This window comes from Luteibacter flocculans, from assembly GCF_023612255.1.
Classification (GTDB): domain Bacteria; phylum Pseudomonadota; class Gammaproteobacteria; order Xanthomonadales; family Rhodanobacteraceae; genus Luteibacter; species Luteibacter flocculans.
Map to the genome: position 1 here is coordinate 2,063,424 of NZ_CP063231.1, position 24,628 is coordinate 2,088,051.

Annotated in this window: 23 protein-coding genes; 7 read left to right on the plus strand and 16 right to left on the minus strand. The window is 62.7% G+C overall.

The features are described from left to right. Window positions 1-31 precede the first annotated feature (31 nt). On the minus strand, window positions 32-1,360 hold the full coding sequence (locus IM816_RS08700) for an MFS transporter (protein WP_250340590.1): 1,329 nt from the start codon (window positions 1,358-1,360) through the stop codon (window positions 32-34). Between the two features lie 267 nt (window positions 1,361-1,627). Between IM816_RS08700 and IM816_RS08705 the strand changes: the two genes are divergently transcribed. Next, window positions 1,628-2,272 carry a TetR/AcrR family transcriptional regulator gene (locus IM816_RS08705; protein ID WP_250340591.1) on the plus strand — a complete coding sequence of 215 codons (645 nt, stop codon included), beginning with the start codon at window positions 1,628-1,630 and terminating at the stop codon, window positions 2,270-2,272. 49 nt (window positions 2,273-2,321) lie between these two features. Here the strand turns inward: IM816_RS08705 and IM816_RS08710 are convergent, their stop codons facing one another. Beyond that, complete coding sequence (locus IM816_RS08710) at window positions 2,322-3,071, minus strand: glucose 1-dehydrogenase (RefSeq protein ID WP_250340592.1); 750 nt, start codon at window positions 3,069-3,071, stop codon at window positions 2,322-2,324. 78 nt (window positions 3,072-3,149) lie between these two features. Here IM816_RS08710 and IM816_RS08715 point away from each other — a divergent pair, with 78 nt between their 5' ends. Next, window positions 3,150-3,722 carry a TetR/AcrR family transcriptional regulator gene (locus IM816_RS08715; protein WP_250340593.1) on the plus strand — a complete coding sequence of 191 codons (573 nt, stop codon included), beginning with the start codon at window positions 3,150-3,152 and terminating at the stop codon, window positions 3,720-3,722. A 27-nt stretch (window positions 3,723-3,749) separates the two neighbouring features. Next, entirely contained in the window at window positions 3,750-4,331 is a 582-nt protein-coding gene (locus IM816_RS08720) for a polysaccharide deacetylase family protein (RefSeq protein ID WP_250340594.1), read from the plus strand. Here the strand turns inward: IM816_RS08720 and IM816_RS08725 are convergent. Further along, a complete protein-coding gene (locus tag IM816_RS08725; RefSeq protein ID WP_250340595.1) occupies window positions 4,220-5,281 on the minus strand; it encodes a phosphotransferase enzyme family protein in 1,062 nt (353 codons plus the stop codon). The two genes, IM816_RS08720 and IM816_RS08725, sit on opposite strands and share 112 nt — an antisense overlap. 14 nt (window positions 5,282-5,295) lie before the next feature. On the opposite strand from IM816_RS08725, the gene IM816_RS08730 reads away from it, so the two are divergent. Continuing rightward, window positions 5,296-5,985, plus strand: a complete 690-nt coding sequence (locus IM816_RS08730) for a cephalosporin hydroxylase family protein (RefSeq protein ID WP_250340596.1) — start codon at window positions 5,296-5,298, stop codon at window positions 5,983-5,985. Here the strand turns inward: IM816_RS08730 and IM816_RS08735 are convergent. The 12 genes from IM816_RS08735 to IM816_RS08790 form a co-directional block, all read right to left on the minus strand. Further along, the gene (locus IM816_RS08735) at window positions 5,942-7,147 is read right to left on the minus strand and encodes a glycosyltransferase (RefSeq protein WP_250340597.1); all 1,206 of its coding nucleotides are present in this window, start codon (window positions 7,145-7,147) and stop codon (window positions 5,942-5,944) included. The two genes, IM816_RS08730 and IM816_RS08735, sit on opposite strands and share 44 nt — an antisense overlap. Then, entirely contained in the window at window positions 7,144-8,970 is a 1,827-nt protein-coding gene (gene asnB / locus IM816_RS08740; RefSeq protein WP_345779966.1) for an asparagine synthase (glutamine-hydrolyzing), read from the minus strand. The genes IM816_RS08735 and asnB overlap by 4 nt, the downstream gene beginning before the upstream one ends. Continuing rightward, window positions 8,922-9,962 carry an asparagine synthase-related protein gene (locus tag IM816_RS08745; RefSeq protein WP_250340599.1) on the minus strand — a complete coding sequence of 347 codons (1,041 nt, stop codon included), beginning with the start codon at window positions 9,960-9,962 and terminating at the stop codon, window positions 8,922-8,924. Before IM816_RS08745 ends, asnB begins: the two co-directional genes overlap by 49 nt. Beyond that, complete coding sequence (locus tag IM816_RS08750) at window positions 9,959-10,804, minus strand: radical SAM protein (RefSeq protein ID WP_250340600.1); 846 nt, start codon at window positions 10,802-10,804, stop codon at window positions 9,959-9,961. Before IM816_RS08750 ends, IM816_RS08745 begins: the two co-directional genes overlap by 4 nt. Further along, window positions 10,801-11,799: a phosphotransferase enzyme family protein gene (locus IM816_RS08755; RefSeq protein ID WP_250340601.1), complete on the minus strand. Its 999-nt coding sequence runs from the start codon at window positions 11,797-11,799 to the stop codon at window positions 10,801-10,803. The genes IM816_RS08750 and IM816_RS08755 overlap by 4 nt, the downstream gene beginning before the upstream one ends. Then, window positions 11,800-12,549, minus strand: coding sequence for an FkbM family methyltransferase (locus tag IM816_RS08760; protein ID WP_250340602.1), 750 nt, complete (start codon window positions 12,547-12,549; stop codon window positions 11,800-11,802). It lies immediately after the preceding gene. Between the two features lie 73 nt (window positions 12,550-12,622). Then, window positions 12,623-13,096 carry a hypothetical protein gene (locus tag IM816_RS08765; protein WP_250340603.1) on the minus strand — a complete coding sequence of 158 codons (474 nt, stop codon included), beginning with the start codon at window positions 13,094-13,096 and terminating at the stop codon, window positions 12,623-12,625. 74 nt (window positions 13,097-13,170) lie between these two features. Continuing rightward, complete coding sequence (locus tag IM816_RS08770; protein ID WP_250340604.1) at window positions 13,171-14,010, minus strand: AraC family transcriptional regulator; 840 nt, start codon at window positions 14,008-14,010, stop codon at window positions 13,171-13,173. A gap of 51 nt (window positions 14,011-14,061) precedes the next feature. Further along, window positions 14,062-14,463: a hypothetical protein gene (locus tag IM816_RS08775; RefSeq protein ID WP_072320923.1), complete on the minus strand. Its 402-nt coding sequence runs from the start codon at window positions 14,461-14,463 to the stop codon at window positions 14,062-14,064. Window positions 14,464-14,564: 101 nt separating this feature from the next. Then, on the minus strand, window positions 14,565-16,745 hold the full coding sequence (locus tag IM816_RS08780) for a TonB-dependent siderophore receptor (protein ID WP_250340605.1): 2,181 nt from the start codon (window positions 16,743-16,745) through the stop codon (window positions 14,565-14,567). 263 nt (window positions 16,746-17,008) lie between these two features. After that, window positions 17,009-19,924 carry a ligand-binding sensor domain-containing protein gene (locus IM816_RS08785; protein ID WP_250340606.1) on the minus strand — a complete coding sequence of 972 codons (2,916 nt, stop codon included), beginning with the start codon at window positions 19,922-19,924 and terminating at the stop codon, window positions 17,009-17,011. 60 nt (window positions 19,925-19,984) lie between these two features. Then, window positions 19,985-20,494 (minus strand): helix-turn-helix transcriptional regulator, encoded by a 510-nt coding sequence (locus IM816_RS08790; RefSeq protein WP_250340607.1) that lies wholly within the window; start codon window positions 20,492-20,494, stop codon window positions 19,985-19,987. A 200-nt stretch (window positions 20,495-20,694) separates the two neighbouring features. Here IM816_RS08790 and IM816_RS08795 point away from each other — a divergent pair, with 200 nt between their 5' ends. Beyond that, window positions 20,695-21,888 carry an MFS transporter gene (locus IM816_RS08795; RefSeq protein ID WP_250340608.1) on the plus strand — a complete coding sequence of 398 codons (1,194 nt, stop codon included), beginning with the start codon at window positions 20,695-20,697 and terminating at the stop codon, window positions 21,886-21,888. Window positions 21,889-21,907: 19 nt separating this feature from the next. On the opposite strand, the gene IM816_RS08800 is transcribed toward IM816_RS08795, so the two are convergent. Then, window positions 21,908-22,615, minus strand: a complete 708-nt coding sequence (locus IM816_RS08800; RefSeq protein ID WP_250340609.1) for an alpha/beta fold hydrolase — start codon at window positions 22,613-22,615, stop codon at window positions 21,908-21,910. A gap of 211 nt (window positions 22,616-22,826) precedes the next feature. On the opposite strand from IM816_RS08800, the gene IM816_RS08805 reads away from it, so the two are divergent. Together IM816_RS08805 and IM816_RS08810 are read left to right on the plus strand one after the other, a co-directional pair. Further along, window positions 22,827-23,690: an alpha/beta fold hydrolase gene (locus tag IM816_RS08805; protein ID WP_250340610.1), complete on the plus strand. Its 864-nt coding sequence runs from the start codon at window positions 22,827-22,829 to the stop codon at window positions 23,688-23,690. Beyond that, window positions 23,687-24,628 (plus strand): MBL fold metallo-hydrolase, encoded by a 942-nt coding sequence (locus IM816_RS08810; protein WP_250340611.1) that lies wholly within the window; start codon window positions 23,687-23,689, stop codon window positions 24,626-24,628. Before IM816_RS08805 ends, IM816_RS08810 begins: the two co-directional genes overlap by 4 nt.

Below are 24,628 nucleotides of genomic sequence, written 5' to 3' on the forward strand. Positions count from 1 at the left end.
GGAACCTTCTGGGGATGGAAACAGCCGCGGGTCAGGCGTGACTTTGTGCTTGTCGCCAGCTGAGTGCCGCGGCAAGGGCCAACGCTGCGCCAATCACCAATGTGGCAAAGGCGAAACCCGCCTGGGCGAGCCTTGCACCACTGCCGTCGGGCGCCAGGGTGAAGAACAGGCCGCCTACCAGTGCAGTCGACACGGCGGCGCTGATCTGCAGCGTGGCGCTGACCAACCCGGCGGCGAGGCCAGCCCAGCGTGGATCGACCTGATCCACGTTCAAGCGGACCAGGGCCGGCAGGGCGATACCTTGCCCTAGTCCGATCAGGAAGAGCGGCGCGGGAAGCCACGCGGGCGCGTGCGTCAGTGCAAGGATGCACGCGATAAGCGCGCCCAGTACCTCACACAGCATGCCGAGCGCGGCCGTGCGTGTACCCATGCGCATGGCCAGTCGCGGACTGCACAGTGGCCCGAGCAGGAACCCCACACCCAGCGGCAAGATGGCGAATCCGGTAGCCAGCGCGTTGTGCCCCAAGCCAACCTGCTCGTAGACGGCGAAAATCAGAAAGAACGGGGCGAGCCAGTAGAAGAAAAACGTTGCTGTCAGGCTTCGCTGCAGCCCGGGAGCTCTCAACAGCGAGGGATACACCAGCGGTGTATTGCCCCGCTGTTCCTGGCGCCTCTCGAAGCGCCAGAACGACACGAGCAGCGGCGCGCTCACCATCAGCAACGCCACACACCACCACGGCCAATGCTGCTCTCGTCCCTCGATGAGGGGGATCACCAGGGCCAGCAGCCCAGTTGCCAGCAGCAACGCACCCGGCACATCGAGTTTGGCGGATCGTTCGCCTCGGCTTTCGCGAAGCAGGATCAATGCTGCCGGCACGGCCACCACGATGATAGGCAGGTTGATCAGGAACACGCTGCGCCAGCCCAGGCCAAGGACATTGGCGGACACCAGAACACCACCCAGCAATTGCCCGCCCACCGACGCCAGACCAAACGTAGCGCCGTACAGACTCAGAGCGCGGTTTTTCTCCGCAGTGGGGAAGAGAGCATGGATGGACGCCAGAGACTGCGGCGCCATGACGGCAGCAGAAACACCCTGGAGCAATCGCCCGACAACCAGCACGGCGGGCGAGGGCGCCCAGCCGCACAATGCGGACGCGGCGGCAAAACCGAGCATGCCACCCACGAAGGCGCGCTTGCGCCCATACAGATCGCCGAGCCGGCCGCCCAGAATGAGCGTCACGGCGTACGCGGTCGCATAGACCGAGACCACCAGTTGAGCGACATCCGACGAGGCTTTGAGATCCGTGCGTATCGCTGGCAACGCCACGTTGACGATGAAGAAATCCAGCGGCGGCAAGAGGGTGCCTGTTAGAAGCACTGCCAAAGCCAGCCAACGGTGAGTATCGCGCGTCGAGTGCTCGGGTATGGCGGTGCTGACGGCCGCGGAGCGGATTGACGAGGACATGGCACGCTTTCCGGGGCAGGACGACGGGGAGGCCCACGGCCGCCTTGCGATCATGGGTACTTATGTATCGAGCGATACATTAAATAGTCTGGCCGTGCGTAGTCAACAACTTGTATATCGATTAGTATCTAAATCGAGTTTCCGCCGGAGGATGCCGTTATGGCCGTCATGGGCCGCCCGCGAACGTTCGACCGCGACAAGGCAATCGATGAGGCCTTGCAGCTGTTCTGGCAGAACGGCTTCGAAGCCACATCGTTGAGCCAGCTCAAGGCAGCGATGGGTGGCGGGATTTCTGCCCCGAGCTTCTATGCGGCATTCGGCTCCAAGGAAGCGCTGTTTCAGGAGTGCGTGCAGCGCTACCTGGAAACGTACGCGCAGGTGACCGAGTGCTTGTGGGACACCGACATGGCGCCAAGAGACGCCATTGAAGCCGCCTTGCGTCAGTCCGCCCGCATGCAATACGAGCGCGGCCATCCGAAAGGCTGCATGGTCGGGCTGGGCGTCATGAGCGCACCTTCCGATGCGCATGCATCGGTCAGTGTCGGGCTGACGCGCTCGCGCTCGCGCACCCGCAAGGGATTCATTGCCTGTGTACAACGCGGTATCGACCGTGGCGATCTCGACGCCAGCATCGAGGCCCAAGGGCTGGCTGCCGTCTTCGACGCCTTCCTGATGGGGTTGTCGGTGCTCGCCCGAGACGGTGTTCGCCTGAGCACCGTGGAAGCCGGTATCTCTCACGTCATGCTGGCCTGGGATGCGGCGGCGCGCTCGCAACGCGGAGCCGCGCGCGCGGGAAAGGCATGATGGATCGCCGGTTTCCCGCGCCACGCGGCCGCCGCTGGCCGCGACAGGCTCAGACCGCGACGAGGCCGCCGTCGACGACGAGTTCGGCACCTGCGATGTAGCTGCCCTGGCTCGACGCGAGGAAGAGCACCGCGTCGGCGACTTCTTCCGTGCGGCCCATGCGACCGAGCGGGATGAGCTGATTGAACATTTCCTCGGCGCCCGGACGCGTATCGAGGTAGCCGCGCATCAGCTGTGTTTCCGTGCCGCCGGGTGCGACGACGTTGACGCGGATGCCGCGCTCTTTCAGGTCGGCGGTCCAACTGCGAGCGAACGAGCGCACCGCCGCCTTGGTGGCGTTGTAGAGCGACTGCCCCGGAAAACCCTTGCTGCCGGCGACGGATCCGTTAAGGACCACGGCACTACCTGCACCGAGCAGCGGCAGCGCCTTCTGAACGCTGAAAAGCAGGCCGCGGACGTTCACGCCGAAGATCCGCTCGAAGTCCTGTTCGGTGATGTCGTCCAAGGGGAGGGAATCGGAGTCCGCCGTACCGGCATTAGCGAAGAGTACGTCCAGCTTGCCGTGGTCCTGGCGGATGCGGTCGTAGAGGCGGTCCAGGTCGCCCAAGTTCGCCACGTCGCCCTGGATGCCCACGGCGGCCTCGCCGAGTTCCGCCACCGCTGCGTCCAGCCGGTCCTGCCGGCGCCCGGTAATGTACACGCGCGCGCCTTCTGCAATGAACGCCTTTGCCGTGGCGAGGCCGATGCCTTCGCTGCCGCCCGTAATGGCCACGATCTTGCCTTCGAAACGCTTGTTCATGGGGTGCCCTTTGATTAAGTGGAGGATTGCTCCATTTAATATATGGAGGCATCATCCACTTTGCAACCGAGGCTGTCCATGACCGAAACATTTCAGACGATCGACGAGACGCCGCTGCGCGCCGATGCGGCGCGCAATCGCGAGCGCATCCTCGCGGCGGCGGATGAGGTGTTCTCTGAACGCGGTGCCGACGCGTCCCTTGAAGACGTCGCGAAACGCGCGAAGGTCGGTATCGGCACGCTCTACCGTCGATTCCCGACGCGCGAGTCACTGCTAGGAGCGCTCTGCGACGAACGCCTGCTCGCGCTCGCCGCCAACAGCCGCACCCGCGACGACGCGATGGACCCCGGCACGTCACTCCGTGCCTTCATGGTCGAACTCGCCACGCATGCCAGCCATTACCAAGGACTGGCCGTGCAGCTCGGGACGGTGCTCAAGAGCCACACCGTCGGATGCAATGCAGGACGCGAGGAAGGGCAGCGCCTGCTGCAGCGCGCGCAGAAAGCCAAGGCCGTGGCGAAAAACGTTTCATTCGACGATCTGCTCTGCGTCATCACGGCGATCTCCCTGGCGGTGGAGCAGGGTGGTCCGGCGAAGTCACGAGTCAAGCACCTGGTCGATTTGTTTCTCGATGGAATCAGGGTGCGTTGAAGCGGCGAGGCGATAGCGTCGAAATCTATGATCTCCATCCAACTGACATTCGACGACGGCCCCGGACCCTCGACCGCTCGCCTCTTGGATGTGCTGCAGCACGCGCGCTTCACAGCGACCTTCTTCGTCCTTGGAAAACACGCGCAGGTGCAGCCTGCACTCCTGCGACGCATGGCTGAAGACGGTCACGTGATCGGTAATCACACCTGGTCGCATGCGCGTGATGGTGAACTAAGCGATCAAAGACTCAAGGACGATATCGCTGCGACCGATCGCCTTATTCGTGAGGCTTTCGAGAAGGCCGGTGTCGCTTCGCCAGAGCGCATCCCTCTACGGCTGCCGTACGGTGCGCAAGAGGGCGACACCCGCTTGCGCGTGCTCGCATCCCTCGGTCGATCGCATGTGGGATGGACATCGCTCTTCGACGACTGGGTAAGACCCGCTCCGAACGTAGACCGCCTCGTTGGGGCCATGCGTGCGCATATGGCCGATCAGATTCACCGCAATGAAGATGCCGTGCTCTGCCTGCATGATGCTTCCCCGACTGCCGAGGAACGCGAAGCCACCGTCGACGCCGTCGAGCGCTGGCTCTCATTGAGAGTGTACTGACGACGCAGGGCTCGCCAGCAACCGAGAAACCCCATGCCCGGGCCGGGCTGCCAGAGCCGACGTTGTGCCGCGTGGATATGGATCAGCACCTGGTCGAGGCAGAACAGATTCATGAGCGCCTCTCGGTAGCGCACCCACCAGGTTGCGTCAGCACCGGGAATCATTTCAGCATAAGCCAACACCGCTTGATGCCACCGCCGATCATCAAAGTGAAAACCGTCATCTCGCTCGGCATCGCGTGAGAGAGCGAATGCAGCGAAGGCCGCTTCGAGCCAGGAGGCCCCTTGGCCCACCTCGTCGAAGTCCACGATCCCGCAAACCCGATGGTCGATAAAGAGAAGGTTGCCGGCATGGAAGTCGCCGTGTAGCCACTGTATCGGCCCGCGCACCCATGTCATGGCTGCCGTCAGCCATGCGTGTGCACGGTCGAGCATCAAATCGTAATGCGCATTCGGGATCGCCGGCAGCAGCGGAGCGGGGTGTGCCCGAATGCGTTCGTAGCGCTGCCATAGCCATGCCAGCGGATCGGCACTCGGGCACGGGAGGGGTGCCAGTGCGGCATGCAGTCTCGCCAGAGCGTGCATCGCGTGTGTCGTCGCACGATCTGGATCCTGCGGCAATCCCGGTAGCCCATCGATACGTTCGAACACATGCAGCCAACGTCCTTCGTCGGTCCTGACGACGTCATTTCCCTCCCGGGTAGGGATGACCGTAGGCACCGCGATATCACCCTGCTTTCCGCGTACCTGTCGGATCGCCTGCCGCTCTCTATGGACCTGCTCAGCCGTCTTTCCTGGCCAGGAGACGCGAACGATACACGGGCCCTGTTCGGTGGGGACGAGGTACGAACTGTTAGTATGGCCGGCAGGCAAGGGCTTCGGACTTACGTCGCCAAGCCCCCACGCGGTACTTAGCAGCGCTACTGCCGCGTCGTCCATCACGCTGTCCATGACCTGGCTCGATCATGTCCGAACGTATTTCCGCTCGCATGCGCGATATCAATGTCGAATGGCTGACCCGCGCCGCTGAGGTCGATCATCTTTTTCATAACCGTTGGCTGGGTGAGCTGTTCTTTCATCTTCCCGGCGACATGCTCGCCATTCAAGAGCTGGTTTGGCGCGTCAAGCCTCGGTGCATCATCCAGACGGGCATCGCTGCGGGCGGCGGAGCGGTATTTTCCGCCTCGATGCTGGAGTTGGCGGGTGGCGACGGGATCGTTGTTGCCGTCGAACCCAAACTCCGGCCCGAGGTTCGGGATCGCTTGCTTTCGCATCGCCTGGCGCATCGCATGCGCATTGTCGAAGGCGATTCGCTCGACCCTGCGACGTTTCAAAAGGTCGTGGCGGAGTGTGCCGATATCTCGCCGACCATGGTCATTCTCGATCTCGTCCATACCCATGAGCACGTACTCGGCGAGCTTCGCACCTATGCGCCGCTGGTGACGCCGGGCAGCTATGCGATCGTCATGGACACGATCATGGAACACCTGCCGGTGGAGACGTTTGCGGGCAAGCCGTATGGCAGAGGCAATAACCCAGCCACCGCGGCAAAGGCGTTTCTCATCGAAAACGATCACTTCGAGGTGGATCATGACATCGAAGACCAGGTGATCATGACGCTGTCGCCCGACGGTTTCCTGCGGCGAGCTCGCTGATGAGTTGCGCGGCTTCCGTAGACCCTGGGCGACGATAGCTCTTCGCAACGCGTGCAACGTTCGCTTTGACCTGTTCGGACGTCATCAATCCCGTGATGGCATCGGCAATGTCATCACGCGATGCGTGCTCGAGATCGAGCCGCCGCCCCACGCCTGCTCGCTCGACGAAATGCACCTGATGAAACTGATCGTTGCACAGCGGTGAGATGATCATGGGCACGCCGAACGACAGCGCCTCCATGACCGAGTTGGCGCCTCCGTGCGTGATGAAGAGCGACGCGCGGTCCAGCATCGCGAGTTGCGGTGCATAGCGCACCGCATGCATGTGTGGGCCCAACGTCGGCAGCTCGTTCGTGTCGAGCAGGTCGGCCATCGACAGCACCAACTGCACGGGGAGGTCGCGGGTCGCTTCGATGACCTTCGAGAACATCTGGGGCTGGTAGTAGATCTGGCTGCCCAGCGACATGTACACGAGGGGTAGGGCAGGGTCGAGGCGTTCCCAGGAGAAGTCTGGTTCGTCGCCGCGCAGCGTGGCGGGTAATGAAGGTCCGACCAGGGCGACATCCGGTGGTGCGTCGGCCGCCAACGCCTCGGTGGTGAAAGCGATCGTCAACCATGGCGAGATCACGTCACAGCCTCGAAACGTCGGACTCATCCCGTGCGCGGCAAAGAGCGCATCGCGAGAAGGTGCAAGCCATCGAACGGTTGCCAATAGATCGGAGTTGAGCGACGGCGGCAGCACGGGATTCAGCGAGTTGGACATCGCCACCCAGGGTAGCCCCTCGGCGTCGGCGGCGATGGCAGCGGCGTAGAGCAACGGATCGATGACGACGATATCCGGGCGCCAGCGACCGATGCTTTCACGAATACGGTCGATCTCGGCAGGCACCCCATCGATCAGCAAGGAGCGCACCCACTCGCGAAGCCACGACGGATCACGCACCTGCTTCGCAAATTCTGCACCGCGTCGCCAGTCCGCCGGGCGTGGCGATTCGACAGGTCCAAAACATTCGAACTCGCCTGCGCGCCGCACTTGGTGACGGATATCGCCGGGCGCATGAAACGCCACCGCATGGCCCATCGCTTTCAATGCAAGTGCTGGCCCCATGCACGGATTGACGTGTCCGCGCTCTGGAACGACACAGAAAAGAACACGGCTCATGCAAAACTCACATCGTGAAGGGTCGCCCAGTGCGCCAAGGCGGAAGCGCGGAACATGACCGCACGCTCGTGTTCGTCGAGGGGGCTGGGATCGGCGCAACGTCGAAGCAGACGTGGTACGTCCATCACGACAGCGACAGAGTCGCCATGGTCCCGCAGCGTCTCATGGGTGTGCTGGCGGACATGTTCGCCAGCACCCTGGTCTTTGGGGAGTGCCGACTTCCGCCGACGCCGAATAGGCTCGGGCACCAGACCTCGCGCCGCCTCGCGCAACATGGCCTTCTCGATACCGTGGCGCAGCGCGTCTTCAGGCGCTATCGACGCCGCGAGATCGAGCAGTGCCGTGTCGCCGAAAGGCACGCGTGCTTCCACGCCGTGGGCCATGCAATGAATGTCGCCGTTATGCAGAAGACGTTGCAGCCACCGATGCCTGACCAGCCATTGGGTCGCGCGTAAACGACCGCCGACGGTCGCCCACTCATGGCCGGCATCCTGGGCCAGCGCACGGTACGCCGTGCCAAAATATTCGAGCGGCCGCGCAAGCAAGCCTGGGCGCAGGTAGGGGTCGCCGGTCAGACGCTGCAACACATGAAGCGGGTCGCTCGTCGCGTGGGGGTCGAGAAGAAAGTGATAGCCGAAGTGGGTTTCATCGGCGGCATCGCCGACCATGACGGCCTTTACGCGGGTTCCCGCCGTCCGAGCAAGGTGATGTTGCGCCAGTTCCTGCTCCCATGCGGGCAGCGCATCGTTCTGACTTGCCACCTCGCGCAAGCTTTTTCCGAAGTCATCGCGCGAGGGCCTGACGTCTGTACGAGGCAGTCGCAAATGCGTTGACGCGCTTTCCGCAAACGGCTGATCGTCGGAGTCCACGATCAGGGAGGCTGCGTAGTCGTAGCGATCGTGCTCGGCGAAGGCAATGGTGAAGCTTTCCGGTGTTGCGCCGGCCTGTGTTGCCAACGCACCGATCAAGGTGGAATCCAGGCCGCCGCTCAGAAACAGCCCCACGGGAGCGTCTGCCACGAGAGTGCGCCGAACAGCCTCAGCCAACCGCACGCGCAGTTGGTCAGCGGTTTCCTTCCACGAGCCTGGCGAAGCGGTCGCTTCACCCTCGATGGCCCACGGCCACACGTGTACGCCTTCCGCGGTGATGCGCAACGCGTGGCCGGGCGCGAGGTAGTTCATGCCGACGAACATCGGTGCCGCTACACCGCTGAAGTAAGGAGCGACCAGATATTCGGTGACGGCGTCGATGTTCGCGCGCGGGCGCGCATGCATGGCCGGCAGCAAGGCCTTCGCTTCCGACGCAAAGATGAACTCGTCGGACTGTTCGGCGTAAACGAAGGGCTTGATTCCCAGGCGGTCCCGCGCTGCAAAACCCTGACGGCGTTCCGTGTCCCACACGAAGAACGCGAACATGCCATTGAAGCGAGCCAGGCATGCCTCTCTCCACGTCGCGTAAGCCGCCAGCACGACCTCGCTGTCGCTGCGCGACTGGAACCGCCACGCTTTCGACAGCTCGGCCCGCAGCGCGTCGTGGTTGTAGATTTCGCCGTTGTACACGAGCACGTAGCGGTTGTCGGCGCTGCGCATCGGCTGCGCGCTGTTGGCCGGGTCGACGAGGGCGAGCAGGGTGTGGCCGAGCACGGCGCACGGGTCGTGCCAAAGGCCGCTGCCATCCGGGCCGCGGTGACGAAGACGGTCACGCATCGCGATCACTCGGTCCGTGTGCACGCGCGCGCCGCCGTCATAGCGGATCAAGCCAGCAAGGCCGCACATCAGGCTGCGACTCCGAGGTCGGCCAGCAGCAGGCGCAGCGTGGCCCATTGCACGCGTTCGGCATCGGTCGTCAGCGCCGGCGTGGCCGTGCCGAGTTGTGCGGCCAGCGCCTCGATATCCGGGCTTGGCAGGAGATGATCGATATTCATTGGCGGTGCCAGGCGGAGTCGCTTGGGGCCGTCGGTCAACGCAGGAGAGACCCCGAAGCGCCTACCAAGCACGCGTAGGCACGTTTTCTCGGGATCAGGCGGAAGCGCCTGCAGGTGTGCAACGACATCGCCATCCAGAAAGGGCGGGACAAGCTCGACGCCTTCGGCCCGGAACAAGGTGCGGCACAGCGGCAGATAGTCGGCCGAGGTGTCGCGTCGAAGCACCTGGTCGGCACCGTCGCCGCTGATGGCAAGTTCGATCCCATCGCGCCGCATGGCTCGGGCCAACAGGAGCTTCGCCATGGGATGCAGGTTGAACAACGGCTCTTCGAGATGGCGCATGGCATCGGGCACGGCGTCAACGAAGTCGGCCTCACTGACTTCCACGACCACTACCGCGACGCCCGATCGCCTCGCCGTCTCGAGTGCGGCGTCAAGTTCGTCGTAGCCGGGCAGTCTCGTCGTCAACACATAGGCGGGGAGGTGGGTGGCTCCGAGGGTGTCCAGCATCGCGAGGAGCAAGGCGGAATCGAGGCCGCCACTCAGCGCGATCGCGGCGGGTCGGTTGCTCTTTACGACACGCTCCAGCGACGCGAGAAGAAGCGATTCCAGATCGCCCGCTTTCGAGACCATGGGCCGAGGGGCGACGGTAAGGCCGCTGGGCGAAGTCAGAAGCGCATACCTGGGAGGCACCGCAAGGAAGTCCGCGAGTACTGTGCGTCCCGGCAAGCGCATGCCACTGAAGTATCCGGCGACCGCGCCCGTATCGACGTGTCCGCAAGCGAGCGATCCGCGGCTGATCAGCTCACGGATGCTTGTGCCATATGTTCCGCTCGCGGGATGGTAAATAAGCTGTTCGAAGCCGAAGGCGTCGCGGTGACCAAGGATCATTCGAAGCGGGCCTTCTCTGCCTGGACTTCGGCGTGCCGCATCATCCGATGCGGCTCCATCGATGCGCTACCGCCGCGGCAATGGAAGCACGCCTGCAGTGCCGTCTCGCGCATGAGATACGCGTGAAGCTCGTCGACCAACGAATCGCCGTCGTGCAGCGGGATCCCATCGTGCGTGAAGTCATTCGCCCCGCGATGAAGTGTCTGCATGTGCGGCGGTCGGGTGCAGGTGTAGAAGATGCCATCACGAATGAGGTGGCAGCGTTCCCTGAGCCAACAGTCGTGGTAGACCGCCTGCGTCTCAGCCACGTCGTGTGACACAGGGTCGCGCGTCATACGCACGAACTGAGTCTGGGTTTTCCAGTTGAGCGCCACGTTGAAGCGCGTCGCCTGGGCCTCGATGTGCGTTACGAGTGCGGCACCGAGACGCGGTTTTGGGTAGAGCGAGATCGTCAGCGCATCGACTTCTTCCCAGAACGCGTCGGGGAGGCGGCCGAGTAGCAAGCCGTTCGTCGTCACCGAGATTTTCGGTGCGATTCCCGTCGCTCGAACGCCGCGAAGTATCGCGACCAGGTCCGGATGTAGCGTGGGCTCACCGCCGACCAGCTTGAAGACGCGCGGTTTGACGACGCGTGCCGCCCGCACGAGGTCCTCGAACAACGACGCCGGGTCGGCCGTCCAGGGGGGCAACAGTGGCGACAGCGAGCAGCATTCGACGCACGTCAGGTTGCAATGATCCACGATGTGAGCTTCAAGGGATCGCGTCTGGATGCGTCCATCGACGATAGGATAGTGACGCTCCATGAGCGGGGGGAAAACGTGCTCCCGTTCGACCGTGCTCACGACGCGTCTCCTACACATTGGATATAGAAATCAGCCAGACCGTTACGCTCCCGCGCGAGCATCGAAACCATCTCCATGGCGCCGCGCAGGCGTTCCTCGAAACCTGCGCGACCCGCTATCCAGCCTTCGAGCACCCAGTGCTTCGTTGCATGCATGACGCACGACACGTCCACGGCCCAGCGCATGCGATCGGCGTGTAGCGGGCGGAGACTGAGGTAGCCCGCCAGGAAAGAGCGGGCGAGCGTGGCGTTCTTCAAGGGCAGGTGATTCAGGCACCTGACGACCTCGAATTCGCGTGGCGCACCGATGGAAGCTTCCCAGTCGATGATCAGCGGGGGCAAGCCGGCATGGAAAAGGTAATTGAACTGGTTGAAGTCGTTGTGGATCGGTTGCTCCGTATCGTCGAACGGGAAGGCCTCGATGGCGCGCGCGTAGCAGGAAGCGAACATGTCACGGCAGACCGCCAAATAGCGTGTAACGCTTGAGCTATCGATGCCGACATGTTCCGGTATGAACAGGCTGCTCGGTTCCAGCCGGAGAAGCTCGGCCTCGGCATCGATACGACCCAAACGCAGGGAAAGCGTGTCGGGGGAGGGCGTGGTTACCTCGTCCAACCTCGCATGCAGTGACGCCAGGCAGCGGCCAAGGCACGCCCATTCCGCAGCCGAGTAGGTGTCGTAAGGTCGGTGTGTACCGGCTTCCCAGCGAGTCACGAGGATCCGTTGACCGTCGTGTTCCGTCGAAGTCTTACCCGTCGTCGTCCTGATCAGCGACTGGACGCGGTAGGCGTCATCGCGGTAAGAACCGAGAAACGCGATCAGCTCCGCTTCCCGTGCGCCACGGAGGCTGTCTGCCGCCGTGAACCGTTTGACCGCCACATCTCCCTGGTCTGTCGACCACCGGGAAACGCGCTCGGTCACCGGCATAGGCTTGCCCAGAGGACGCAGGTCATAGTCGTTCGGGAAAGCCAGCGAAGCGGGGAACGAGGAAGTCACTTAGATCGACTCGCCAGGTCCGAACCGGTAAGGATGCCCGGTAAGGAACGTGTTGTGCCCCACATATCGAAGGTTGTACATCGCCGGGCGGAACAACAGCCGCGTTTCGTTATTTGCGATGCCGAGCAGGGGGTAGAGGTCGCGGTCGACGAAGAAGGCGTTATTACCCATGTCGTCGCAGCACACCAGCTCATAGCCGAGCGTCTTGCCGAGGGCAACCAGTGACTCGAGGCTGGCTCCGTAATGGGTCGATCCGTCCCAGGCATGGTTGGCGTCGAAGGCCATGACCCAGCGTTCGGGAGGCGCATAGTACGGGTTGTATTCCACGACGACGATGCGCGCACGATGACGACGCAGCGCACGCCATACCCAGTAGTCGTTGCCGTCGATATCGAGGGAAAGAAAGTCGTACACAGCCGGCACCCCGGCTTCGTCGAGCAAATCGTCCGCCATATCAGGCTGGACGCGCTCTCCGATCAACGTCACGTTCTTCGCTTCGCCGTAGTTCTCCCGCAACCGTCCAAATCGGTAAGCGGATGCCTCGATCAACGTGCCAGACCAACCTTGCTCACGCAGCAACAAGGCCGTATTGCTGTTACGCAAGCCGTCGCTGGCCCCAATATCGACACAGTATCGATTCGTGGTCGGGATACGTTCCAGAATACGGGAGAGAATCGCTTCCTCGGTGCCCTGGGAATACAAGCCGGGCATCAGCCTGGACAGATCGATTTGCGGAGTCCCTTCATGCATGCCGTGCCAGCCATAGGGTTGCGATGACCGAATGATAGCGAAGATGCCAGCCTAGAGAAGATGACCTACAAACTCACCGCCCAGCTGACGCGATGATGGCCAGAAGCTGTGCCCTCAGCACCGCGGCACGCGCGTTGTCACCGGCGCTAAGCAACTCGCGGTCGCGATCGTCGATTTCGGTAAACACGATGTCACCGGCGCGATTCACCCGTGGTGGTATCACCGCGCGCTCATCGGGACGACCCGGCACGCTGGGGCTGTGGAAGACGTGGTCACGGCATTGAGCGTGCGTCCATAGCGCCAACGCGATCCTCGGACCCGCACGCGATGACGTGGGATCGAAGTCGACTTCTCCAGCCCGGATCCAGGCGTGGGGATATACCTCGCCGTCCTCATGGAGAAAGCCTAGGACCAGGGACACATCCGGGTAACACGCTGTGAGCTGGAAAGCGTCGTGGAAACAGAAGCGGGCGCCTCTGAGCACGCCGGCCTTTGCGTCTCTAATGGCATCGGGTAAGGGCTCGATAGTCTCAATGAGCTGCTGCATCTTAGTCTCCTTACCAGGATTGAAGGCGGAGCGGGGCGGGATCGACGTCCTTGGGACACTCGATCTAATCAGTCCTAATCGGAAATCACAATGCCCCGCGAGGGAGTGGATTGTCCATCAATCGTTTTTTCGGCGAGGTATCGGGCCGGTGGCTTGCCTACCGTCTTGCGAAACATGGTGACGAAGCCGCTGGCATCTTCATAGCCCAACTCGAACGCCACCGTCTGCACGCTCTCACCCTTCGTCAACCGCTGAAGCGCGAGGATGACGTGCAGCTGCCTTCGCCACTGTCCGAAACCCATGCCGATTTCGCTTTGCAGCAGGCGGCTCAGGCTTCGCTCGCTCATGCCTATTCGTGCGGCCCAGTCGGCCTTCGAGCTTTTATCGTCGGGCGCTGCCAGCAGGTATTCCGCAATGCGCCGCAATCGAAGGTTGCGCGGCATGGGGAAATGCAGGTCCTCCAAGGGAGCCAGCGCCAACTCGTCGAGCAATGCCGCAATCAGGCGGTCCTCCCGGCCACCCGGCATGTAAAGCGCAGGAAAGCCGGCCACCGTCAGCAATAGCTCACGTAGCAGTGGGGAGACCGAGATCGTGCAACAGGTTTTCGGAAGATTCGATGCCGCGTCCGGCTCCACGAACACACAATGACATTCCGTTTCACCCGACCCACGTGCCGAGTGTGGCAGGTTGCCTGGAATCCATATGGCGCACTGCGGCGGTACGATCCACACACCGTCTTCGATTTCGCAGTTGAGGACGCCGCGAACAGAGTAGATCAGTTGGGCCTTACGGTGCTGGTGCTTCGTGTTTTCCCAGTCTTTTGCTACCGATGTGGCGCTCAAGGCAACGACGCGCCCCGGTACGTTGTCGATGTCGATCTGTATGCTCATGTTGGTGACGTCGCCGACCGACACGGTGTGTGCCTAGCCTCATCTGGAATTCAAGTCGTTATGGAAGCCGTTGGATTATTGAGGCGACACCGCGCCAGTCGACAGCAATTCTCTAGCCATATCGATGGCCTGCTCGCGTGAAGCGGCAAGGATCATCGGATAACCCCAAAACTTAGCAAACATGGCCGACATGGCTTTATAAGCAACACGTTTTGCCTGACTTGGCTCAACGACGATCATGGCAAGAACCAGCGTTCGCAATTGAAGCTTGTGCTTCTTCATCCAGAGCGAAACGAGCTTCTTTTCCTCCGGCGTATGCTCATGGTCTTCGGAGGGAGAGGAATCACTCAAGATGACGAATGACTCGCCGCGCTTTAAATTGGCCTCGAATTCATCGAAGTCTTTCTGGGCGTCATGCCCAGGCTGGTGTGAAAAGTTCATCCATACCAGTGGAAAATCCGAGCTATTCATCGTCATTTGCCAACTCCTGTGTTCTTGCCGCTGAACGGGCGTGGATTTTCTCCACGGTCGATGGTTAGGTGCAGGGTTCGCGTGGCTAACGCCTGCACCGAGACAAATCAGTACTTGAGGTTCAGCGTCACCATCACGTTCCGTGGCGCGCCATAGCCGACTGTGTCGAAGTCGCCTTTCTGTAATGCGTACTTCCGATCGAGTAGGTTGTTGACGTTGACCGCGACGTCGATTCCCTTCGCTATGGCATAGCGTCCCATCAGCGACACCATGGCATACGACGCCTGCTCTCCGCCCAATGTGCTGGTGCCGGTGTTCGCCGCCTCGTAGAAGCGACTTTGCCACTTGATCCCACCGCCCAGCGTAAGTCGGCTCCAGCTTCCAGAAAACTGATGCGTGCTGAAAAGCTGTGCCGTGGTGCGGGGTAGCTGCGAGTTCAGGCGTACACCTTTGCCGTCCTTGGCCGTAAAGTGGGCGAGACCTGCATATACACTCCAGCCGCGCGCCAGTTCGCCCTGAAGGTCCAGCTCGACGCCGCGCGACGTTGTCCCGTTCACGCTCTCATAGGCCTGGGCGCCGCTTGGTGTATATCGCCCAGCGACGATCTGCGCGGCGTTGTCCAGATGGGTATCGAACAAGGCGACCGATGCATTGAGACGCCCTTCGAGGTAATCGCCTTTCAGCCCGATTTCTCTGGTTTTACCTTTGGCCGGCGTGAGCACGTTGCCGTTGTTGTCGCGGTAGTCGGTTTGCGGGTTGAAGATGCCGGTGTAGCTGACGTAGGCCGAATAGGTCGTGTTGATGTCATAGATCAGGCCGGCGTATGGATCGAACTCACCGGATTTCTTGTAATGAAAAGGCGCGCCGTTGACGTTCTCGTTGATTTCATAGGTGGTGAAGCGGCCGCCCACGACGAGTTTCAGGGGATCGGCAAGCGAAAAACGGGCTGCGGCATAGACACCGACTTGCTTGATTCGGGTTTGGGTCGGTACCGACGCCATCGCCTCGAAGTCGGGCCGGGGGTAGGGCGAGCCGAGGTCGTAGATGTTGACTGGCACCAAGCCTGGATAAAACGGAGGAATGTCCCGTTCGCTGCCGTCGCGCCAAGAACTCGTCGCGCCGACCACCACGTCGTGGGAGCGGCCCAAGAGTTCTACAGGGCCGCTTGCCATGACGTCCAGGGTGTTTTGGTGGCTGCGGCCTTCGGACGCTAGCGCTACCGGATAGGCCCCGAAGGGATAGGCGCCCAGCCCCGTGAGACGATCAGGACGGCCGCCCAGCGCGATCAGGTGTGAGTCGAATCCGGTGCGATACTGATTGGCAACGGCCCGTAGGTTCCACCCATTGGCAAAGCGGTGTTCTATCGTGGCGAATGCGGTTTTCATATTTGTGTCCCAACCGCTCCATGTCTGCCCGAAGGACTTTGAGCGTGGGTAGTCCGCTTGTGTGCCGTCACTGAACCAGAGCGGTAACCCTCCCCAGGTCGAACCCTTAGGGGAGCTGTCCTGATAGTCGAAGCCCATGCTTATCGACGTGTCGGGCGTCAGATCGGCCTCGACGACGCCGTAGAATGCCTTCCTCCGCGGCTTGTATCGGTCGATGTAGGAGTTTCCGTCCTGATACGTCCCCACCACACGTGCTCGGACGCGGCCGTCCTTGGTCAGAGGCGTCGAGACGTCAGCGGTTCCCCGGTGGGTATCCCAACTGCCTGCGCCGAGAGACGCAGATGCCGAGAAATCACGGGTGGGCCGTTTGCGTACCAGATTGATGGCGGCCGAGGGATTGCCGGTGCCGGTCAGCAAGCCGGAGGCACCACGTACGACCTCGACACGATCGTAAAAGGCAGTGTCGAGAGAACCGATGCCGCTGCCATTGACAACATCACCAACGGCCGTTGGTATCCCGTCATACTGAATGTTGTTAATCAGGAAACCGCGGGAATAGAAGCTCGTCCGTTCGCTGTCGGACTGGTACGAGGTGACGCCTGCGGTGTTATCCAGCACGCTCTGTACCGAGTTCAATTGCTGGTCGTCCATGTGTTGACGCGTGATCACCGTGACCGCCTGCGGTGTCTCGTTCAACGCTAGCGGCAGGCGCATGGCCGCCGCCGTTTTTCCCGTCGTGTATGAACCGGTCCCCTCAGTCGCCTCGGGGCCCACATGGCCTGTGACGATCACGACCGGCAAGGTCAGCTTGTCCTTGGACGCGTGCTCCTTGGCATTGTCCTGGACCGGCGTCGGCTCGGCGGCGAAGGTGCTCTGCGCGCTGATGACCAAGGCGACGACCATGGCAGAACCCAGATTGTTGCGCGCCGCACACCCGAGTAATCCCTTGGGGCGGGCCCGCTGTGGACGGGCAGGGACTGTCCTGCACATACGTCCGAAAGGCCTTCCCTTGCACGATAGCCTGCGCATACAAATACGACTCATTAATGTTTAGACGTCGTATTAGAACCCGCGGCCTGTCAGGCTCGATGGCGAATTTAGGCCAGATGATTGTTCAAGTAGGCCAAACTTGGCGAACGGAGCGAGCTGCCTACGTCTTCTTCTCGTCACTCAGTCTTACGCGGAAGCCCGAACCTCCGCCGTCTGCCGGCCGCCGACGCATAAATCGCCACCGCAGGCATGGTCACGTAAGCACTGGTGCCCCTGGGTTCGCCTTGTCCGATCGTGAAGTGGCCCGACCAGCGCGCCGTCCTTTCGCGGACGCCTTGCAACCCAAACGATAGCGGTTTGTCAGTCGCTCCGGGGGCCACCCCCACGCCGTCGTCGCTTACTTCGATGTCGAGATGGTGCTCGCCAAACCGAATGTTGACGCAGACGGCGTTCGCATGCGCGTGCTTTCGAACATTACGGATGAGCTCCAGGACAATGGCGTTGAGATCATCTTCCGCTTCGGCCCGGATGGGTTTCTCCTCGCCGTCGACCGCGACGACGCCGTCGATGTCGGTGTCGGCGAGGCATTCGTTCAGCGCGGAGCGCAAGCGCATGACCAGCGATATCGAGGGTCTGGGAGTCGTGCGGAGGTCCACGACGCGCTGCCGTCCCTCCGCCATGGTCTGTTCAGCCACGCGCAGGGCCCGCTCGAGGTGATCACGAGCGGCGCCTTCCTTCATTGCGTTGGCCGCCACGCGCACGTAAAGCAGTACTCCATGCAGTCCTTGCAGCACCGTGTCATGCAACTCACGCGCAATGCGCTCGCGCTCCATGACCCGCGCGAGCAAGACCGTACCCAGAATCCGCACGCGCCAGGCGTAAAGCGCGTAGAGCAGGGCGATCACGATGGCCACGCAGAGCAGTGCAAACCACGTCGTTTGGTAAAAATAGGGCGCGATACGGAATGACACACGCGCGGGAATCGTGGACCAGACGCCGTCCTCATTGGCCGCGAGAACTTCGAAGGTATAACTGCCGGGCGAAAGATTCGTATACGTCGCCTCCCGCACGTTGCCCACATCTCGCGACGTTTCATCCAGGCGCGTGAGCCGGTAGCGGAATCGCGCACGTTCGGGAATGGAAAGAACCGGTGCCGTATAACGAAACTCAACACGTGTCGTGCCAGCGGCCAATGCCTCATCTGGCCCGAGGGTCCTGCCGTTGACCGCGAGGACCGTCGCGACCGGGGGGCGAGGGTTTTGCGTGAGGCGTGCCGGGTCGAGCTCCGCCGCACCCGTGTCGGACGCGACCCATAGACGATGGCCGGCACCAGGGATGAGCGAGGGGGCGGGTACCGCGTCCCGAAGACCCGGCCAGCCGTCACGCTCGTCGAAGTGCTGCACAGGCACGAGGTAGTGGGGGTCTGCCCACCATCGCTTCATGTCATCCGCCGCGACACGATAAAGTCCGTCGGACGCGTTGACCCACAGATCGCCATCGGCCTGTTCGACGATGCCTGTGCCCAGCCGCACCACATGGTCGTCGGCGAAGCGCAACGAGCGAACGGGTTTGCCCGGGGTGAAGAACTGCACACCATGGTCGCCTGTGATCCAGACGCCGTCGTGGCGCGGCCACAAGGCAATCACCTGTCCGACGGTGATGCCTGCAGTGCCCGTATAGACCGTCGCGCGTGTTCCATCATCCTCGATGGTCGCCACCGTGTTGTCGTCGTAACCAAGCCACAAGCCGTGATCGGCACGCGTGGCGATCGCACGGAGGTTCTTTTCTTTTCCCGGAAGGCCTGCGTCCGTGCCAAGGGGGACACCCGTTCCACCGGCCAGGCGGAAGGCCTGGCGGAAGGCCAGCCACACCGAGCCGTCGCGAGCCTGGGACAACGCGCGCACTTGTCTCGGCATATCCATGATGGCCGAGGGAAGCGGCTCGACCTTGATGTCGTGTCCGTCGATTCGCAGCAGGCCCCGGTCCGACGTCATCAAGACGTTGCCGTCCGGGGCCCTTGCGATGGCGTTTATCTGCTTCCCGGCTTGTGGCCATGCCTTGGCGACCGGCGCGAATTCGGTCAAGCCGCCTTGGGAAGCCACCCATAGGTGATCCTGGCCGTCTGTGGCGATGGCCGGCTTGTACGTGTCCTGAGGTAGATCGACAGGCTCGAAGCGGCCCCACCTGAACTGGTCGATGCCCTTGGGGGTCGCCACCCAGAGGGTGCCTTCGCGGTCCTTGAAGACTGCAAGCGCGGATGCACCGGTCAGCCCGTTCTTCTCGCTGTACGTCTCGACCACAGGCTGGCCTGTCGCCGGACCGCTTCCCGGCCAGATGATGCGCACCACGCCGGCATTCGCACCGCACCACATGGCACCCTCATCGTCGATGATCTCGTCGGTGAGTTGGTCTTCCGGGCGCCACACGCCACCCGCGCGACCGAGTTGCGCAGCACGGTAGTCGGCGACGGTCCGCAGTTCGAAGGCCGCGGCACCAGGTTCTTTCCGCAGCGCGCTCTTGTCGCGAAGAAGCCAGATGGACTGGTCGGGTGCAACGAAACCCTGTTGGATATATTCCCTGGGCTCGGGCTCTGTCTTTGGAAATCGCTCCCAGCTATTGCCCGTGAACCGATACAGCCCGTTGGTGCGCACGGCCCATAACGTACCGTCCGTGGTGCGAGCCAGGGATATGACCGTTCCCACGCCATCCGGCCTCGGAAACACCTGCGCTTTGCCGCCGGCAAGGCGGGTGATGTAACCACTCCGGTCACCTACCCACAAAGCGCCATCGGGCGTGGCAAGCAACGACATGATCTGGGGATGGGGCAGCAGGGGGCTGAGGCTGCCGTCGAAGGTGACGCCATCGAATTTGAACAGGCCCGTCGGTCCGCCAAGCCACAGGTAGCCCTCGCGGTCCTGCGTGATCGCCCAGACGCCGGCCGGCGCTCCTGCACTGGCAGGAAAGGCGCGGTGGATGAGTTGTCGGATCGGGCGGTAAGCGGGCGCCGGTGGCGCGTCGGCTAAGGCGGTCGATGCGTACACGAGCAAGAGCAGGCCGAAAGCGGCCAGCAGGTGCTTCATAACTCGACGCATCGGCGTTTCCCGGGACGGCCTCGAGCCATTGTGACCACCGCGCCGTGGAAGGTCCACCACCTACCGAAGGAAGCCACGCTTGAGTGCGATGGCCACGGCGTGCGTGCGATTGTTGGCCTGCAGTTTGCTCATCGCATGCGACAGGTGTTCCTTCACCGTTTCCGTTGAGAGGCCGAGGCGTTCTGCGATTTGCTTGTTTTCGAGCCCTGCCGCGATACCGCGCAAGACCGAGATTTCCCGTTCGGTGAGGGCGTTGTCGTCAGGGCGCTGAAGCATCCGCCAGCCATCGCTCGTCAACAGGTCCTGCGTCTCGGGATTGTCGCGCATGTACTCCGTCACAAAATCGCAGGCTGGCTCGACCAGGAGGCCCTGCAGCCGCGCCTGGGCCAAGGCCACCCGCATGAGCTGGATGCCAACCCCGTTTTCGATCAGGGCCTGGGAAATATCGACACGGAAGAAGCGCAACACACGCCCGTTCCGTTCATACCAGGCGCTCGCGCTCTGCCGGCCGAGTTCGGCGATGAAGCGTCCTTCGTCGGGTGCATCCCTGATGCCGATGTCCGCTGCCATGCATGCGCTGAAAGAAGAGCCGGGATCCCGGCGACCGCAAAAATCCTAGCGCGTGGTCTACGGGCCGGCTTGCACTTTTGGCGTCACGCCCGATCGTTCAATGCTCACGCGTGTACGGAATGACCGCTATGACACAGTCCTACTAGCAAAGCGGCTTTCGGCGCGTACCATGCGCGCCATCCCCCGTCTCTGGAATCCCCATGTCCTCACCCACAGAACGTGCAAGCGGTCCCCGCCGGGGCGTCCTGTTTGCCATGGCCCTTGCCGCAGGCCTCGCGGTGGCGTCCATCTATTACAACCAGCCCATGCTGGGCGTGATGACCAATACCTTCCACGATGCGCGCGTCAGTGGATGGATTCCCACCTTGACCCAACTCGGCTATGCCGCGGGCCTGCTATTCCTACTTCCGCTAGGTGACATGCTCGAGCGCCGGAAGCTCATCGTCGTTCAGTTCGGTGTACTCGCCCTTGCCCTCGTGGTCATGGCCATCGCCCCTGGCGTGTCGGTGCTCGCCCTGGCATCGGTCCTCGTGGGCGCCGCGGCCACGGTCGCCCAGCAGATCGTGCCGTTTGCGGCCATCCTCTCCGCGCCAGAAAAGCGGGGTGCGGCCATCGGCACGGTGATGAGCGGGCTCCTCACCGGCATCCTCCTCAGCCGCACGCTCGCCGGCATTGTCTCGAGCATGGCCGGATGGCGGGCGATGTACTGGCTGGCTGTGCCACTGGCCCTGCTGGGCGCTGCGCTCATGGCGCGCAGCCTGCCGGCACATCACCCGGCAAAAAAGCTCCGCTACGGCGACCTGCTGGGCTCACTCATCCATCTTTGGCGTGGTGAGCCGGTGCTGCGCCGCGCAGCGATCACGCAGGCGCTGCTGTTTGCTTCGTTCTCGGCGTTCTGGACGACCCTCGCGCTCCGCCTGGCCGAACCGCCGCTCAACCTTGGCGCGGCGTCCGCAGGCCTGTTCGGCATCGTCGGTGCCGTAGGCGTTGCGATGGCGCCGGTGGCGGGCCGCGTAGCCGATCGTCGCGGCCCGGCACCGGTCATCGCCCTGGGGGCGGCGGCAACCATGGTGGCCTGGCTCGTCTTCGGGTTATGGCCGGGCCTGATCGGTCTCATCGTTGGCGTCGTGGTGCTCGACTTCGGCGTGCAGATTGCGCTGGTGTCCAACCAACATCTGATTTATGGCCTGCACCCGGAGTACAAGAGCCGGCTCAACACGCTCTTCATGACCACGATGTTCGTGGGTGGCGCGCTCGGATCGATGGCGGCAGCCACGGCGTTTGTCCATGGTGGCTGGCGGGGCGTCTGCATCCTCGGTGGCGTGCTACCTGTGGGTGCATTGCTCCTCAGCCTTATCCGGCGGCGCGCCTCGCCGTCTCAGCAGGCGCACTGAGACGGCGGGCGTCGCCCGGTCAGCCGCGTGATGCAGCCGCCGCGGCCTGCGTGATGGCCTCGATGACTTCATCGGCGTGCGAGATGAGCGACATATGGCTCGACGGCACCTCCGTTACCGTGGAACCCATGAGCTTCGCGGCGTCGCGCTGCAGCTCCGGTGAGACTGCGCGGTCACTTGTCGAGACGATGAACCAGGACGGGCGCGTACGCCAGGCGGTCTTCGTGAGCGCGTCGGCGAACGTACCCTTGGCGAGCGGACCCTGCGTGACCGAAAGAAGGCGGGCTGTCTCGGATGGCAGATCCTGCGCGACGTCATCGATGAAGGCCTGCTCGGAGAGATAGACAAAACCGTTGCCATCGTCGCGGATGCCACCGAGCGCCGGCGGAGCAGGGTACTTGCCGACGAGTTCACCGGTCGTCTGGCCCGTTTCGCCGGAGAAAGCCGAGACATAGACCAGCGATTTGACCTTCGGGTCCTCACCGGCCTCGGTGACGATGAACCCCGCCCAGCTGTGACCGACGAGGACAACCGGGCCCTCGACAAAATCGATGACGCGCTTGGTTGCAGCCACGTCGTCGGCGAGCGACGTAAGCGGGTTTTGCACGGCGACGACCTTCAGGCCCTTCGACAGGAGCTTGGGAATGACGGCGCTCCAGCTCGAGCCATCGGCCCAGGCACCGTGGACGAGGACAATGGTGGGCGAGGCAGTTGACGTGGTGCTCATGGCAGGTCCTTTCGATGGCGAAGAATGATGTCCGGGGACAAAACACACGCCAAGCTAGGACAACTACCTGCGCGGAGCTTGCAGGAAGATGAGGCGGACAATCGTTCTACGCGTTCACCTCATGCCTCATCAATGAGCGGTCCAATCGTGCTATTTCCGCCTTTCCGTCATCGCTACGCTGCACCCTTCCCCTGGCTGCGGTCGACGCGCAATGAAACACCACACCATCAAGGCCAACGGCATCCGCCAGCATTTCATCGAAGCAGGTGAGGGGGCGCCGGTCGTCCTGCTCCATGGATTTCCCGAAACCTCTTACGCCTGGCGTCACCAGATTCCGGTACTGTCCGAGAAGTACCGCGTCATCGCGCCGGATCTCCGCGGCTACGGCAAGACCGACAAGCCGGCCACGGGCTACGACAAGCGCAACATGGCGAAGGATCTCGTCGCGCTGCTCGATCACCTCGGCATCGACCGTATCGCGCTCGTGGGTCATGACCGTGGCGCGCGTGTCGCGACGCGTTTTGCCAAGGACCACCCGGAGCGCCTCGACCGGCTGGTGGTGATGGACAACGTGCCTACGCGCATCGTTGCCCAATCGATGAATGCAAAGGTCGCCAAGGCATACTGGTTCTTCGCGTTCCACCAGGTGCTCGATTTGCCAGAGGCGCTTATTTCTGGCCGTGAGGATGTCTGGTTGCGCCATTTCTTCACCGACTGGTGCTATGACCCGCATACGATCGAAGGCGCCGATTTCGAGGCCTACGTGTCGGCATACCGCGAACCGGGTGCCGTTCGCGGGGCCATGGCCGACTACCGCGCGGCGCCCGAGGATGTCCTCCAGGACGAACAGGACGCCGATACGCTCATCGCATGCCCAACGATGTCCATCTGGGGTGCCGATTTCGAAGCCGTCGGCGGTACCTTCGACATGGCGGCGGTCTGGCGCGGGATGGCGACGCACCTTCGTGCCGAGCCCATTGCCCAGTGCGGCCATCTTCCCCAGGAGGAGCAGCCGGAAATCGTCAACTCCCTGCTGCTCGATTTCCTCAGCGGCTGGAACGGGGGTGTGGCATGAAGCGGCTGGCGTTGTTGCTCGCGCTCCTCGTTACAACGGGTGCTGCCCTGGCCGCCGATGTGCGCGTCGGTCCGCAGGGCCCTGGGTTTTACCGCCTCCGCATGGGCGCGGACGAGGTCACCGCGCTGCTCGACGGCACGCATCCGTTTCTCGCCGATGAGCTGCTCACTCATATCGACCGTACAAAGGTGGACAGTCTCCTCAAAGCGGACTACCTCGCATCCCCCGTGCAGGGATCGATCAACGCCTTCCTGGTCAAGACGCCCGACCGGCTGGTCCTTATCGACACAGGCGCAGGCCCCCTCTACGCAGGGGATGGCGGATTCCTGCCCACGGCGCTGCTTGCGGCGGGCTACCGCCCCGAGGATGTCACCGACGTCCTCCTGACGCATCTGCACCGCGATCATGTCGGTGGTCTCATCCGCAACGGCACCATGCTGTTTCCCAACGCGATCGTCCACATCAACAAGGCGGACGCCGACTTCTGGCTCAACGCGGCAAATGAAAGCAAGGTTCCGAAGATCCTCCTGCCCATGTTTTCAGGTGCCATGGATTCCCTGGCGCCTTACCAGAAGGCCGGGCATGTCGTGACGTTCGCGGGGGAAACCGACGTATTGCCCGGCTTCCATGCCATCCCGGCGCCGGGGCACACGCCAGGGCACACGTGGTACCTGATCACGAGCGGGCATGAGCATCTGCTGGCCTGGGGTGACACAGTCCACGTGGCTACCGTGCAGCTTGCCGACCCGAACGCCTCGATCCGTTACGACTACGACGAGGAGCAAGCGGCGGTATCGAGAAAGCGTGCGCTCGAGGACGCGGTGGCCAAGGGGTATTGGATCGCCGCGGCGCATGTGTCTTTCCCCGGCCTTGGGCACATCCGGCGCACGGGGGCGGGTTACCAGTGGGTACCCGTCAACTACACGAGAACACCCTGA

What these genes read in the sequence shown, in the direction of transcription:
- IM816_RS08745 (WP_250340599.1), bottom strand. Translation starts at nt 9,962, where the DNA reads ATGATCCTTGGTCACCGCGACGCCTTCGGCTTCGAACAGCTTATTTAC.
- IM816_RS08760 (WP_250340602.1), bottom strand. Translation starts at nt 12,549, where the DNA reads ATGCATGAAGGGACTCCGCAAATCGATCTGTCCAGGCTGATGCCCGGC.
- IM816_RS08725 (WP_250340595.1), bottom strand. Translation starts at nt 5,281, where the DNA reads ATGGACAGCGTGATGGACGACGCGGCAGTAGCGCTGCTAAGTACCGCG.
- IM816_RS08730 (WP_250340596.1), top strand. Translation starts at nt 5,296, where the DNA reads ATGTCCGAACGTATTTCCGCTCGCATGCGCGATATCAATGTCGAATGG.
- IM816_RS08705 (WP_250340591.1), top strand. Translation starts at nt 1,628, where the DNA reads ATGGCCGTCATGGGCCGCCCGCGAACGTTCGACCGCGACAAGGCAATC.
- IM816_RS08710 (WP_250340592.1), bottom strand. Translation starts at nt 3,071, where the DNA reads ATGAACAAGCGTTTCGAAGGCAAGATCGTGGCCATTACGGGCGGCAGC.
- IM816_RS08800 (WP_250340609.1), bottom strand. Translation starts at nt 22,615, where the DNA reads ATGAGCACCACGTCAACTGCCTCGCCCACCATTGTCCTCGTCCACGGT.
- IM816_RS08810 (WP_250340611.1), top strand. Translation starts at nt 23,687, where the DNA reads ATGAAGCGGCTGGCGTTGTTGCTCGCGCTCCTCGTTACAACGGGTGCT.
- IM816_RS08785 (WP_250340606.1), bottom strand. Translation starts at nt 19,924, where the DNA reads ATGCGTCGAGTTATGAAGCACCTGCTGGCCGCTTTCGGCCTGCTCTTG.
- IM816_RS08775 (WP_072320923.1), bottom strand. Translation starts at nt 14,463, where the DNA reads ATGACGATGAATAGCTCGGATTTTCCACTGGTATGGATGAACTTTTCA.
- asnB (WP_345779966.1), bottom strand. Translation starts at nt 8,970, where the DNA reads ATGGGCCACGCTGCGCCTGCTGCTGGCCGACCTCGGAGTCGCAGCCTG.
- IM816_RS08735 (WP_250340597.1), bottom strand. Translation starts at nt 7,147, where the DNA reads ATGAGCCGTGTTCTTTTCTGTGTCGTTCCAGAGCGCGGACACGTCAAT.
- IM816_RS08795 (WP_250340608.1), top strand. Translation starts at nt 20,695, where the DNA reads ATGTCCTCACCCACAGAACGTGCAAGCGGTCCCCGCCGGGGCGTCCTG.
- IM816_RS08780 (WP_250340605.1), bottom strand. Translation starts at nt 16,745, where the DNA reads ATGGTCGTCGCCTTGGTCATCAGCGCGCAGAGCACCTTCGCCGCCGAG.
- IM816_RS08720 (WP_250340594.1), top strand. Translation starts at nt 3,750, where the DNA reads ATGATCTCCATCCAACTGACATTCGACGACGGCCCCGGACCCTCGACC.
- IM816_RS08765 (WP_250340603.1), bottom strand. Translation starts at nt 13,096, where the DNA reads ATGCAGCAGCTCATTGAGACTATCGAGCCCTTACCCGATGCCATTAGA.
- IM816_RS08715 (WP_250340593.1), top strand. Translation starts at nt 3,150, where the DNA reads ATGACCGAAACATTTCAGACGATCGACGAGACGCCGCTGCGCGCCGAT.
- IM816_RS08805 (WP_250340610.1), top strand. Translation starts at nt 22,827, where the DNA reads ATGAAACACCACACCATCAAGGCCAACGGCATCCGCCAGCATTTCATC.
- IM816_RS08790 (WP_250340607.1), bottom strand. Translation starts at nt 20,494, where the DNA reads ATGGCAGCGGACATCGGCATCAGGGATGCACCCGACGAAGGACGCTTC.